We start from the raw sequence: 12,905 nt of genomic DNA on the forward strand, positions 1-12,905 counted from the left end.
GTTTCATTTCACACCTTAACAAGGTGTCTTTGAAACCGGCAGCAGCCAGAGACACGCTTGTAAGCCAAGGCTCAGCTACTGGCTATCTCGCAACAAGTTTTGAAGAACTGGGTCGCGGTCTGACGAGCTTCGCGGAGGAAATGGACGAGGCAATTTGGCGGCAGACCATAGTGGTTGTCATCAGCGAATTCGGCCGACTTTCCGAGAGCACGGCAGCAAAGAAGCTGGCCACAGGCACGGCACTGTCTCTAGGTGACGGCTCTCTGCGCAAGCCGGTTGCCGCACAGTAGGCGAGCAGCAGGCGTTGACCGAAAGCACGCTATTTCGAAACCGCGACTAGCCGGTGCTCAATGAGATCCGCGCTGTGCTGGGCGGTTTATTGCAACGCATGTAGGACTTCGGAGCTACAGCTCGCCAGGGTATTCGGTAACGTGACCCCGAAGACCTCAAACTGGTGTAGATTTGCGACGGCAAAAAGCATTGGGAAACGTTGCGCTGCTCAGCGATTAGTCAGGTCGTAAGGCTCTAATCAAAAGCGTCGAAGGTGGGAGAACCCAATGGCTCAACTAAGATGCAAATTTTTGAAATTGATCTAACTATTTTCGCACTTGGAGTATTGTTTGGCATCCTGCTAGCTAGCATGCTTGCTCTATTTCGAGCCGAAAAATCGCGCTCAAATAGATAGAGGCGTTGACCGCTTCGTTTCAGGTTTCGTCAAGGCAGCGATGCTTTGATCGAAACTGCCACATCAAAGCTCCCAGCCTGCCTGTCTAATAGCGAGGCAAGCGTCACCGCGCATCCCAAGGCAGCGAGGTTCTAGCAAACCTACTCCATAAAACGAACATTGATACAAATCTAAGGCTTGGTGCCGCTTGTCCGAATCGAACGGACGACCTTCCGCTTACAAGGCGGGTGCTCTACCAACTGAGCTAAAGCGGCCAAAAAGGAAACACCTGCTACAGATTCTAGCGGGGTGGCTGTCAGGACACGAAAGCAAGCACACGCGCACTCGACGGCTATTTGACGCGCTTGAGCGAAGGCCGCGCGCCACCGCCGGCCGGAGGGCGCGGCGGCTCGTCGGTCGGGTCGGCCTCGGGGCCATCGCCGACTTCCGTCACGTCGCTGCCCGCATCGTCGGCCGTCACCAAGTGCACGACCCGGTTGGCCTCGCTCTCGCTGCCGCCGCGCGAGGCATCGCGCAGCGCCGAACGCACCGGGCTCGCCGGTGCCGGCACGCCCGTGGCGGCCGGGGAATCGAGCCCCATGCCGGTGTCGGCCGCCGGGGGCGGTGCGGGAAAGGCCATGCCCTGGCCGTTCTCGCGCGCATAGATCGCGATCACGCGGCCCACTGGCACGCTGATCTCGCGCGCCGTGCCCGCGAAACGGGCCTTGAACTCGATGAAGTCGTTGCCGAGCTTGAGCGAGCTGGTCGCGTCGAAACTGATGTTCAGCACGATCTCGCCGTTCTTCACGTACTCGCGCGGCACCTGGACGGTGTCGTCGACCTGCACCGCGACATAGGGCGTGAACCCGTTGTCGGTGCACCATTCGTACAGCGCCCGGATGAGGTACGGGCGGGTGGAAGACGACTCGAGCGCGTTGATCATGAAGGACGGCGATGAAGCGAAGCGGAAACGGACCTGCGCGAGGATTACTTGCGCATGACCTTTTCGGAGGGGGTCAGCGCTTCGATGTAGGCCGGGCGCGAGAAGATGCGTTCGGCGTACTTCAGGAGCGGCGCGGCGTTCTTGCTGAGGTCGATGCCATAGTAGTCGAGGCGCCACAGCAGCGGCGCAATGGCCACGTCGAGCATGGAGAAGTTGTCGCCCAGCATGTACTTGTTCTTGAGGAACACCGGCGCGAGCTGCGTGAGGCGATCGCGGATGTGCGAGCGTGCCTTTTCGAGCGCCTTCTCGTTGCCCTTGGCGGTGCGGTTCTCGAGCGTCGACACGTGCACGAACAGTTCCTTCTCGAAGTTGAGCAGGAACAGGCGCACGCGCGCGCGGTCGACCGGGTCGCCGGGCATCAGCTGCGGATGCGGGAAACGCTCGTCGATGTACTCGTTGATGATGTTCGACTCGTACAGGATCAGGTCGCGCTCGACCAGGATCGGGACCTGGCCGTACGGGTTCATCACGCTGATGTCTTCAGGCTTGTTGTAGAGATCGACATCGCGGATCTCGAAGTCCATGCCCTTCTCGAACAGCACGAAGCGGCAGCGGTGGGAAAAGGGGCAGGTCGTACCTGAATACAGCACCATCATGGCGAAAGACTCCTAAAAATCAAAAAGAGTGGGCTGCGTTGGCAACCCGCTCCACGGGACCGGCGCACTTGACGCTCCGGTCGGCAAGGATGGAACTACTTGACGTCTTTCCAATACGAGGCGTTCAGTCGCCACACGAAAATCACCGACATCGACAGGAACAACAGCACCCAGACACCGATGCGGATGCGCGTGTTCTGCGCCGGCTCGGCCATCCACTCCATATAGCTCACCAGGTCGCCCACTGCGGTGTCGAACTGCAGCGGGGTCATGGTGCCGGGCGTGACCTGCTCCCACTTGCCGGTGAACACATCGGCTTCATGGCCATGCTGCTCGACCTTGGCGTGGATCGGACGGCGCTCGCCCTGGAGCTCCCACAGCGGATTGGGCATGGCCACGCTCGGGAATGCGAGGTTGTTCCAGCCGGTCGCCTTGGTGTCGTCGCGGTAGTAGGTGCGCAGGTAGGTGTAGAGGTAGTCCGCACCGGTGCCGCCGTGGCCGGCGCGCGAGCGTGCCACCAGCGTCAGGTCGGGCGGCGTGGTGCCGAACCATTCCTTGGCCTGGCGCGCATCGATGTTGGCCTTCATGGTTTCGCCGACCTTCTCGGTCGTGAACAGAAGGTTGTCCTTGATCTGCTGCTCGCTGATGCCGATGTCCTGCAGGCGGTTGAAGCGCATGAAGGCGGCCGAGTGGCAGTTGAGGCAGTAGTTGACGAACAGCTTGGCGCCGTTCTGCAGCGCTGCCACGTCGTTGGTCTTGTTCGGGGCCTTGTCCCAGGCGAGGCCGCCGGATTCGGCCGAAGCGGCCGTGGAGAAGGTCAGGCCAGAAGCCAGGCCGATGACCAGGCCCAGGGCCGCGAGCCAGCCGGAAATGCTTTTCTTCATCGTGTGTCTCTCGAGCTGTCTTGCGCTTTTCAATGGGCGGCGAAGGTCACGCGGTCGGGCACGGTCTTGAACTCGCCCTTGCGGCTCCACCACGGCATCAGCAGGAAGAAACCGAAATAGAACAGCGTGCCGACCTGCGAGATGGTCTGCGCGATGTCGAGCGCGAACGAGCCGATCACGAGGTTGCCCCAGACGCCGGGCGGCTGGATGCCGAGGTAGCCCAGGATCAGGAAGAAGAAGACGAACACGCCGTACACGTACTTGTGCCAGCTCGGACGGTAGCGGATCGACTTGACTTCGCTGTGGTCGAGCCACGGCAGGAAGAACAGGATGATGACCGAGCCGCCCATCACGACCACGCCCCAGAACTTGGCGTCGAAGGTCTTGAGCAGGAAGATCGCCACGGCGGCCACGACGATGATCGCGACCTTGAGCGCCACGCCCGACTTGCCCTTGACGAAGTTCCAGATCGCGGCCACGCCGATGATCAGCGCGAACACGTTGACCATGTCGTCGGTGGTCGCACGCAGCATCGAATAGAAGGGCGTGAAGTACCAGACCGGCGCGATGTGGTTCGGCGTCTTCAGCGAGTCGGCCGGGATGAAGTTGTTGTACTCCAGGAAGTAGCCGCCGGCTTCGGGGGCGAAGAAGATCACCGCCGAGAAGATCGTGAGGAACACCACCACGCCGAAGATGTCGTGCACCGTGTAGTACGGGTGCGACGGGATGCCGTCGAGCGGATGGCCGTCGGGACCGCGTTTGGCCTTGATCTCGATGCCGTCGGGGTTGTTCGAACCCACTTCGTGCAGCGCAATCAGGTGGGCCACCACCAGGCCGAGCAGCACCAGCGGCACGGCGATCACGTGGAAGCTGAAGAAGCGGTTGAGCGTGGCGTCGCTCACCACGTAGTCGCCGCGGATCAGCAGGGCCAGGTCAGGACCGATGAACGGGATGGCGGCGAACAGGTTCACGATCACCTGGGCGCCCCAGTAGGACATCTGGCCCCAGGGCAGCAGGTAGCCCATGAAGGCTTCGGCCATCAGGCACAGGAAGATCGCGCAGCCGAACACCCAGATCAGCTCGCGCGGCTTGCGGTAGCTGCCGTACATGAGCCCGCGGAACATGTGCAAATAGACCACCACGAGAACGCTGACGCGCCGGTCGAGTGGATGTAGCGGATCAGCCAGCCCCATGGCACGTCGCGCATGATGTACTCGACCGATGCGAACGCCTGGTTCGCGTCGGGCTTGTAGTGCATGACGAGGAAGATGCCGGTGACGATCTGGATCACGAGGACCAGCATCGCCAGCGAGCCGAAGATGTACCAGAAGTTGAAGTTCTTCGGCGCGTAGTACTTGCCCCACTGATCGTTCCACAGCTTGGTCAGCGGGAAGCGGTTGTCGACCCAGTTCAGCAGCTTGGCGCTGGCCGGGGCGTTGGGGGAGATTTCGTGGAATTCAGCCATGTTCTTCTTCTGCCTCAGGCCTTCTTGGAGTCTTCACCGATCAGGAGCTTGGTGTCCGACAGGTACATGTGCGGCGGCACAGGCAGGTTGTCGGGCGCGGGCTTGTTCTTGAAGACTCGGCCGGCCAGGTCGAACGTGGAACCGTGGCAAGGGCAGAGGAAGCCGCCTTCCCAATCATTGGGCAGCGAGGGCTGCGGGCCGGACTGCAGGCGGTCCACTGGCGAGCAGCCGAGGTGGGTGCAGATGCCGACCACGACCAGAACGTCGGGCTTGATCGAGCGGTGCTCGTTCTGGGCGTACTTGGGCGTGAATTCGTCGGGATGGCGCTTGGACTGCGGTCCGCGAGCTGCGCATCGAGCTTCGGGAGCTCGGCGATCTGCTCCGGGGAGCGCTTGAGGATCCAGACCGGCTTGCCGCGCCACTCGACGGTGACTTTCTCGCCGACCTTCAGGCCGGAGATGTCGACCTCGACGGCAGCGCCGGCGGCCTTGGCCTTTTCGGAGGGCTGGAACGTGCTGACAAAGGGAATCGCGGTGGCCACGCCTCCCACTGCACCGGCACAGCCGGACGCGATCAACCAGGTCCGCTTGCTTGTGTCGATCCGGGGGGAGCCGGCGGTCATGTCACTCATGGGGATCCTCTATCTTCTTCGCTGGAGCAGGGTCAACCGACGATTGTAGCGGGGCGCAACGTGCGAATTCAACGGTTGCAAGACCGCGCGGTCGCGCGAATGACGCTCCGATCCGACATCGGCGGGGTGCCGTCCGCTCGTGATCGATGGGCTATCGACGAACGGAACGAGCGCGCGCGAAAGCGCCCGCGGCTTGGGACCGCGGGCGCTTCACGAGGGGAGATTCAGTTCAGCAGGCCGTGCTGCATCGCTTCGCGAACGGCTTGCGTGCGCGACTTGACCGCGAGCTTGCGGTAGATGCTCTTGGCGTGGAATTCGATCGTGTTGATCGAGAGATAGAAGGCCTCGGCGATCTGCCGATTGCTCCAGCCCTGCGCGATCAGGTTCAGCACCTTGAGCTCGCTGACCGACAGCACGGACTTCGGCGCTTCGGTTTCGGCGGCGGCCGACGGCACCTGCGCGTGCTGCTGCTGGCGGGCGCGCGGCGCGGCGTGCCGAACATGCGTTCGAGCACGCAACGGGCGACGCGCGGGTCCATCGCCGCACCGCCGCGCTCGAGCCAGCGCAGCAGGAAGACCAGTTCGGTGTCGAGCGCATCGGTGAGCAGGTAGCCCGCCACGCCGGCCGAGACCGCGGCGCGAACGCGCTGCGTATCGGGCAGCGCCGAGACGGCGATGCGCTCCATGTGCGGGTGCGCCTCGCGCAGATGCAGGATCGTCGAGACACCGCCGTCCTCGGGCAGGTCCATGCCGACCAGCGCCAGTGAGCAGGAACTGCGCGCCAGGATCTCGCGGGCCTGGGCGCACGAGCGGGCAACCAGCACGCGTGCTCGGGGCTCGAGCACCGAAACGACGGTGCGCAGACGCTCGGTCACTTGCAGATCGTCATGGACGATCAGCACGCTCTGGAACTTCGAATTCCTCGCCATCACGCTGGCGTCGGTCTTTTCCAACAGAATTTCCACCTTGGGTCTCCCGGTGCGGCAACAGGGTTGCGGGTCTGAAAAAAGTTAACGTTGGTTTACGCAAACGCAGGATCGATGCCTGCGCGGCGCGCTGGAGCCAACAACCCGCGTCCGAGACGACCAAGCGGTTGATTTCATTGGAGTTTTTCGAAGCCAATTTGATCAGGCGCCCCCGGAACACGGTGGATTCCGGGCGTTTCGAAGGCCTCGTTACGGTCGACGTCACGCCTGTCGCTACGTAACATCAGATGCGTAACCTTTTTCACGGACGCGACCGGCGTCGGGTAACAAAGAAGAAACCGAGTGCAAATGGGTTGCGACCCACTTTCAATGCTGCTACTCTCGAATCGATTGCCTAAAAAAATCTTTGAGAGGACCCCTTATGAAGACCAACCAACTGCTTGCAGCTGTCGCTCTGTCCGCCCTGGCGGCCTCGTCGGCGTTCGCTCAGACCGCTCCTGCTGGCGGCAACACCGCCACCACCAACGCGCAAGGCAGCTTCACAACCGAAGAGAAGATCGCAGCCGGTGCAGGCGCCGCTCTGTTCGTCGCAGCAGTGAGCGGTAACGGTGGCAATTCGGGCGGCGGTTTCGGCCTGATCCCCGGCACCGGCACCACCGGCACGACTGGCACCACGCGCTGATGCCGCGAGCCCTCCTTGACGGAGGGCATTCGCTGAAAAGTCCCCGCGTCGGTATCGCCACGCGACTTATAAAATGTTGCCTTTTGGCAACGTTTTTTTTGGGCGTTGGCGGTTGTTCTTCCGGTTCTTCCGCGATGCTGGACACAGCACGCGCCCTCTATGGAGGGCAATCCTCCGCATCCTCGCAGGCTTTCAATCCCAATTTCGCCTATCTGCGGGCCGATATCTCGGGCCGCACTCTTTACATGGTGCTTGGCTACCTGGATCAGCGACCTGAGGGCGCTGTCGAAGTCTGGTACAGCGGCGGCGGCGAAGTCATTCGGTTGCTGAATGGCCGCTTGATCGGCACCACCGGGCTTTCCACGGACTGGCGAGCGGTTCGCATTGCCAACTGGCCCGCATGGCCCACCACGGCTTCGAATGCCGGCAGCGCCCCTGTGCAGCGCTACGAACGCGAGCGCGACGTCATGCCTGGCTATCGATTCGGCATCAACGACGAAATCACCCGTATCTCCATACCGGCGCCCAGCGACAGCGCGATTGCCGGCACGGACCGAAGTCGCTGCAGTGGTATGAGGAGCGCAGCGTCTCGCGTCCGGCGAGCGCGTCTCTTCCTGCCGCCCGATTCCGGAATCTCGAACAAGACAGGCACACCTGTTGTCATCTATTCCGAGCAGTGCATCTCCAACAATCTGTGTATGAGCTTCGAGCGCTGGACACCCCCCACGCCGCCGGCAGTCGGCGCCCCGGCGAGCGCTGGGACATGACCTCGCGAGGCCCATCCCCTCGGCATTCCCACTGGCCCCGTCACATAGCGGCGGCGTGCGCGCTGCTCGTCACATGCGGCGCCTGGGCTCAGCAAACCGGTACGACACCTTCGAACGGCCCCGCCACGAGCTCGGACGCCGATGTGCGCGCCGGCGAACGCTTCAGCACCTGGCTGCTGCGGCAGCCGCCGGAGACGGCATCCCCGGACTCTCATGGCGCGTCCCTGAGGAGCGGCTTGCGCAGCAGTTCCTGAAGAACACCCTGCTGGTCCGCCTCGAGGCCGAAGCCCGCCGCGCTCCTCGTGCGGATCAGGTCGATCGGCTCGCGCTGATCACCTGGCTGCAAGGCCTGCCCGTGACCGGGCGCGTGGCTCTGGGCATCGTCGATCCTCGGTGGCTGGAAACCCATCCCGCACAGGACCCCGTCCTGTCGGCCGGCCAGCAATTCGTGGCAGGCCCGCCTGAACTGAAGACGATCGCCGTGGTCCGTTCCAACGGCGAGCTCTGCCATGTCCGGCACGAGGCCGGCCGCAGCGCCTTGGACTATGCCAAGGCCTGCGATCTTCCCGCCGCCGATTGGGCCTGGGTGGCGCAGCCCGATGGCCGCACCGCACGCGTCGCTGTCGCACCCTGGAACGCGCAACCTTCGGACGAACCCGCGCCTGGATCCTGGATCTGGGCCGCGCCGCGAGCGATGCCGGATCTGGTCGCGGCGTCGGAGGGGATGATCAAGTTCCTGGCGACCCAGGGCCCCTCGCCCCAGGTCCTGGACGCCGCGGCGCTCGATGCGGTCGCGCCGGCGCCCGCCGCCGACAAACGCGCGCCGCTGATCACCTCCCTCGACACACGGAAAGGCGTCGACGCAGCCCACTACGCGCCCGTGCGCTCCGTGCTGCCCGATCCGGTGCCCACGCCCAAGGTCTTCAGGACCAGCACGAACGACTGGGCGAAACCGGCCTCCTTCAAACGCCTTCAGCCCGCATGGGCGAGCTCGGGGACTTCCGGCTGTCGTTCACCAACGTCTATCCCTACTCACGGCTGAACTTCATGTTTCAACCGCTGGAGTGGTTCGAAGCGGGCTTTCGCTACACCTCGATCAGCAACCAGGCCTATGGGGCGAGCACCACAGGCCAATCAAACAAGGACAAGAGTATCGATTTCAAGGTCCGGGCTCGCCAAGGAGTCGGCCTATGTGCCGGAACTCGCGCTCGGGTTTCGCGACTTCGGCGGTACCGGCTTGTTCTCGTCCGAATACCTCGTCGCCAGCAAACGCTACGGCGACTTCGATTCAGCCTCGGCATCGGCTGGGGCTACATGGGCAGCAGCGGCAACATCAAGAATCCGTTGATCGGCATCGGCAATCGCTTCAGAACGCGCCCCGGAAGCACAGGCACTACCGGTGGTCAAGCAAACTTCAACAGCTTCTTTCGCGGTCCCGCCGCGCTTTTCGGCGGCGTCGAATGGCGTACCCCCTGGGATCCGCTGACCCTGAAGCTTGAATACGACGGCAACGACTATCAGCACGAGCCTTCGGGCATCAATCAGCGCCAGCGCACACCTTTTAACGTCGGGTTTGAGTACCGCTACGCGCCCGGGCTGTCGTTTTCGCTGGGCTTCGAACGCGGCGACAAGGTCATGCTTGGCGTCTCGCTTTCGACCAATCTGGCCAAGCTCCAGTCCCCCAAAGTGCTCGATGCGCCGCTGCCACGTTTCACGCCCGAGGCACCCAAAACGCCACCTGGCTGGCCGACGACCGCAGCGGACATCGAGGCCCGAACCGAATGGACCGTGCAGCGCATCGCTCCACAAGACGACAAGCTGCATGTCTGGATCAGCGAAAGTTTGACCGTCTATCGCGAAGCGCGCGTCGAGAAAATCACCGCGCTGCTGCATCGCGATGCGCCAGCGTCGATCAAGTACTTCGTCCTACATTATCGTGAACGCGGGCTCTCGCTACATGCGCAGGTGATCAATCGCAACGAATGGGTCAACGAGCACTACAGGGCGATGACGCCGAGCGAGAAGCGTGCTGTCGGCCAGCGCGAATACGCACCTAACGTGGACAGCAGCGAAGACATGCAGCCTTTGCCCGCCGTCGCCGCCACGGCGGCGAGCGCATCCGTAAATGCGCCACAGAAGGCAGGGGATGGCTCGTCGACCAATGCGGCCACCGTGGCGACTACGCCCGCGCCAATGGCGCCATGGGAACGCAAGCGCGAACGCTACACCTTCGGCATCACGCCCAGCACCTCGCAGATCGTCGGCGGCCCGGACGCCTTCCTGCTCTACCAGATCGGCATTCAAGCGGTCCTCGAGTACCGGTTCACCGACAGCACCTGGTTCAACGGCGCCCTCAACTGGCGCATATTCGACAACTTCGACAAGTTCCGCTACACCGCCCCCAGCAATCTGCCGCGCGTGCGGACCTTCCAGCGTGAGTACGCCACAACGAAACGGCTCACGCTACCGGTGTTCCAGCTCACGCATGTAGGCCGCTTGGCGGAGGATCAGTACTACAGCGTCTACGGCGGCGCGCTCGAACCCATGTTTGCGGGCGTCGGGGCCGAATGGCTCTATCGCCCCTCACGCAGCCGCGTCGCCTTCGGCATCGACATCAACCACGTGCGGCAACGCGACTTCGCACAGGACTTCGGTCTGCGCGACTACAAGGTCAACACGGGACACGCCACGCTGTACTGGGACACGGGTTGGAACGGCGTTCGCGCAACCATCAGCGTAGGCCAGTACCTCGCGGGTGACAAGGGGGTGACGCTCAACGTCAGCAAGAGCTTCGACAACGGCGTCGTGCTCGGCGCCTATGCGACCAAGACCAACGTGTCCTCACGCGAGTTCGGCGAGGGCAGCTTCGACAAGGGTATCTACGTCGCCGTGCCTTTCGATGCCTTCCTGCCGAAGTCGAGCAAGTTCACCGCCGCCTTCAATTGGTCGCCGCTCGTTCGGGACGGTGGCGCGAAGCTGGGCCGGATCAATCCGCTATACGACATGACCTCGATCAGGGACCCAAAGGCCTTCTCGATCGGGGCTCCGGAGAGCAATCCGCCACGGGCGGGGGATAATATTCTGAACTTCGAGGGTGCTCGCTGAGGCGAAGGGTTGGCTAATACACGCTGACGAACAGATCGAGAACCCCAATCCCCTCCGCACTGCATTCAAAGGCATTCACACCAGAAACAAAGCGGCCGTTGCTCAGCAACGGGCCGCTTTGTTGTTTGTTGTCAATCCTCCAAAAGGCCGCGAGTCGAGCAATTCGATCAAGCCACAAGAGCAACTCCGGCAACCCGAGGAGAGCCATCCAGCAGGACCTCCGCACCAACAATCGCATTCGAATCCGAATCAACGTCTCGCAACAGCACTGCGTTTGCCGAGTGCCTCTCCAAATGCACCCAGTCGACCACCTCCGCGTGCGGCTGATATCCGGGCAGCATTTGTGCCAGCGCGTGCTTGAGCGCCGGTACATCATTGCGATCGAGGATGGCTCCCAACATTGCAAACTGCCGCCATAGCTCCTCGGCCGGCGGGCAAGGCTCGTGGGCCTTCATCACGCGAGAGTGTGTGGTCTGCATCGCGTTGTCCCCGATGAGAAGCTCTTCGTAAAGTTTTTCACCCGGTCGCAACCCTGTTATGCGAAGCTCGATGTCTCCTTCAGGGGCATTTTCGTCACGAACAGTTCGCCCCGACAGCTCTATCAGCCTCCGAGCCAGATCGATGATTCGAACCGGCTCACCCATGTCGAGAACGAATACGTCTCCGCCTTGCGCCATGGCGCCAGCTTGGATCACAAGTTGTGCAGCCTCCGGGATCGTCATGAAATAACGCGTGATGTCAGCGTGCGTCAAGGTAATCGGGCCACCAGCCTCGATCTGCCGACGGAACAACGGAACCACAGATCCACTGGAGCCCAGCACATTGCCGAAACGCACCATCGAGAAGCAGGTGCCAGAAGGCTGCTGTGCCAACCCTTGCAAGGCAAGCTCGGCCAAGCGCTTGCTGGCTCCCATGATGTTGGTTGGCCGCACTGCCTTGTCGGTACTCACTAGTACGAACCGACGAACCTGACATTCCATGGCGACCTGCGCCGCCAGGAGTGTGCCCAGAGAGTTGTTCCGGACGCCTTCGACAGGGTTGTGCTCCACGAGCGGCACATGCTTGTAGGCTGCCGCGTGATAAACGGTGTCGGGACGCCAGGTGCGCATGATTTCGCGCAGGCGTGCCGGGTCGCGTACCGAAGCCAAGAGAGGGATTATCTGGACATCCGGACTCATCGCCTCTAGTTCTTGGTGGATTGCGTAAAGCGCAAATTCCGTAAGCTCTACCAACAGCAGCTTCGCCGGCGAAAGCTTGACGATCTGCCTGCAGAGCTCACTGCCGATCGAACCTCCCGCCCCCGTCACCAGCACTACTTGATGTCGTATGTGCTTGTGCAGCAGATCATCGACTGGCGCGACGGGATCACGGCCCAGCAGATCCTCGATATCGACTTCGACCAAGTCATGAACTTGAACACGGCCATTGGCCAAATCAGCGAGCGCGGGCAGCGTACGCACATGCAGATGAAGCGGTAGCAAGTCATGCAAGATCTCGGCCCGCCGCGCCCTGCTAGTGGAAGGCATCGCCAGCAAGACGTCCGAGATTCCGAGCATCGCGGCGTTCTCTCGCAACCAGCTTGATGATTGAATCCTGATGCCGTTGAGAGTGCTTCCTTGAAGGTGCTTGGCATCATCGATGAAGGCACGAACTACCATATCGCGACTCTGCGCCAACGCCGCTACCAACTGCAGCCCCGCACCACCCGCCCCGTAGATCACTACCTGAGGCAGGGATTTGCGATCTACCGCGCTCATGTACATGCCTCCAAGCCAGTATCGGGCGAGCATGCGCAAGCCACCAATACAGAGGAAGAGCAACAGCGGCACCACGAGGCCAACGGTACGCGGAACTGTGGTGATCCCAACCAACGAAAAGATCACCGCATAGCTCAAACCGAAAAGAGCGCACGCTTTCATGATGGCCATGAGCGCGGCGGCACCAGCGTAGCGGAAGATGGCGCGATAGAGACCAAAACCGGTAAACAACGGCAGCGCGATAGCAACTGCCATGATAGCGGCCGACCACTGAAGGCCTTGAGGGAAGGTCCACTGCTCGAAGCGAAGGCTGAGCGCAAACCAGACGCACAGCACGCACAACAAGCCATCCACGCACAACGCCAACAATCGCTTGGCAGGTCGAGGCAAGGCGAGCAGATGCTCTGCCAGACGATTGATCACACT

At 62.1% G+C, this 12,905-nt stretch carries 10 protein-coding genes, 1 tRNA gene and 4 pseudogenes; 6 read left to right on the forward strand and 9 right to left on the reverse strand.

Annotated features, from left to right (window positions below; all coding sequences use genetic code 11):
* The first annotated feature begins 23 nt into the window (after nt 1-23).
* On the forward strand, nt 24-290 hold the full coding sequence (locus ACHMXE_RS36060; protein ID WP_395348658.1) for a hypothetical protein: 267 nt from the start codon (nt 24-26) through the stop codon (nt 288-290).
* A 573-nt stretch (nt 291-863) separates the two neighbouring features.
* On the opposite strand, the gene ACHMXE_RS36065 is transcribed toward ACHMXE_RS36060, so the two are convergent.
* The 8 genes and pseudogenes from ACHMXE_RS36065 to ACHMXE_RS36100 all read right to left on the reverse strand — a co-directional run bounded on the left by ACHMXE_RS36065 (nt 864) and on the right by ACHMXE_RS36100 (nt 6,195).
* Nucleotides 864-939, reverse strand: a tRNA-Thr gene (locus ACHMXE_RS36065).
* A 77-nt stretch (nt 940-1,016) separates the two neighbouring features.
* The gene (locus tag ACHMXE_RS36070) at nt 1,017-1,607 is read right to left on the reverse strand and encodes a ClpXP protease specificity-enhancing factor (RefSeq protein ID WP_395348659.1); all 591 of its coding nucleotides are present in this window, start codon (nt 1,605-1,607) and stop codon (nt 1,017-1,019) included.
* 44 nt (nt 1,608-1,651) lie between these two features.
* The gene (locus ACHMXE_RS36075) at nt 1,652-2,263 is read right to left on the reverse strand and encodes a glutathione S-transferase N-terminal domain-containing protein (RefSeq protein WP_057596959.1); all 612 of its coding nucleotides are present in this window, start codon (nt 2,261-2,263) and stop codon (nt 1,652-1,654) included.
* A 95-nt stretch (nt 2,264-2,358) separates the two neighbouring features.
* Nucleotides 2,359-3,147, reverse strand: a complete 789-nt coding sequence (locus ACHMXE_RS36080; protein ID WP_395348660.1) for a cytochrome c1 — start codon at nt 3,145-3,147, stop codon at nt 2,359-2,361.
* A 29-nt stretch (nt 3,148-3,176) separates the two neighbouring features.
* Nucleotides 3,177-4,612, reverse strand: a pseudogene (locus tag ACHMXE_RS36085) (cytochrome bc complex cytochrome b subunit).
* A 14-nt stretch (nt 4,613-4,626) separates the two neighbouring features.
* Nucleotides 4,627-5,243 (reverse strand): annotated as a pseudogene (petA, locus tag ACHMXE_RS36090) (ubiquinol-cytochrome c reductase iron-sulfur subunit).
* 224 nt (nt 5,244-5,467) lie between these two features.
* Nucleotides 5,468-5,659, reverse strand: a complete 192-nt coding sequence (locus ACHMXE_RS36095) for a response regulator transcription factor (protein ID WP_395348661.1) — start codon at nt 5,657-5,659, stop codon at nt 5,468-5,470.
* Nucleotides 5,629-6,195 carry a response regulator gene (locus ACHMXE_RS36100; RefSeq protein WP_395348662.1) on the reverse strand — a complete coding sequence of 189 codons (567 nt, stop codon included), beginning with the start codon at nt 6,193-6,195 and terminating at the stop codon, nt 5,629-5,631. The genes ACHMXE_RS36095 and ACHMXE_RS36100 overlap by 31 nt, the downstream gene beginning before the upstream one ends.
* Nucleotides 6,196-6,589: 394 nt before the next feature.
* Here ACHMXE_RS36100 and ACHMXE_RS36105 point away from each other — a divergent pair, with 394 nt between their 5' ends.
* The 5 genes and pseudogenes from ACHMXE_RS36105 (at nt 6,590) to ACHMXE_RS36125 (ending at nt 10,722) form a co-directional block, all read left to right on the forward strand.
* Nucleotides 6,590-6,850: a hypothetical protein gene (locus ACHMXE_RS36105; protein WP_395348663.1), complete on the forward strand. Its 261-nt coding sequence runs from the start codon at nt 6,590-6,592 to the stop codon at nt 6,848-6,850.
* 134 nt (nt 6,851-6,984) lie between these two features.
* Nucleotides 6,985-7,617: a YjbF family lipoprotein gene (locus ACHMXE_RS36110; RefSeq protein ID WP_395348664.1), complete on the forward strand. Its 633-nt coding sequence runs from the start codon at nt 6,985-6,987 to the stop codon at nt 7,615-7,617.
* Nucleotides 7,618-7,690: 73 nt separating this feature from the next.
* Nucleotides 7,691-8,659, forward strand: a complete 969-nt coding sequence (locus tag ACHMXE_RS36115) for a capsule biosynthesis GfcC family protein (RefSeq protein WP_395348665.1) — start codon at nt 7,691-7,693, stop codon at nt 8,657-8,659.
* Nucleotides 8,617-8,721, forward strand: a pseudogene (locus ACHMXE_RS36120) (YjbH domain-containing protein); the annotation flags it as partial. The gene ACHMXE_RS36115 and the pseudogene ACHMXE_RS36120, both read left to right, overlap by 43 nt.
* Nucleotides 8,722-8,728: 7 nt before the next feature.
* Nucleotides 8,729-10,722, forward strand: a pseudogene (locus ACHMXE_RS36125) (YjbH domain-containing protein).
* Nucleotides 10,723-10,889: 167 nt separating this feature from the next.
* Here the strand turns inward: ACHMXE_RS36125 and ACHMXE_RS36130 are convergent.
* Nucleotides 10,890-12,902 (reverse strand): polysaccharide biosynthesis protein, encoded by a 2,013-nt coding sequence (locus ACHMXE_RS36130; RefSeq protein WP_395348666.1) that lies wholly within the window; start codon nt 12,900-12,902, stop codon nt 10,890-10,892.
* Nucleotides 12,903-12,905: the final 3 nt, after the last annotated feature.

Origin of the sequence: Variovorax sp. UC122_21, from assembly GCF_044056785.1 — a bacterium.
Lineage (GTDB): Bacteria > Pseudomonadota > Gammaproteobacteria > Burkholderiales > Burkholderiaceae_C > Variovorax.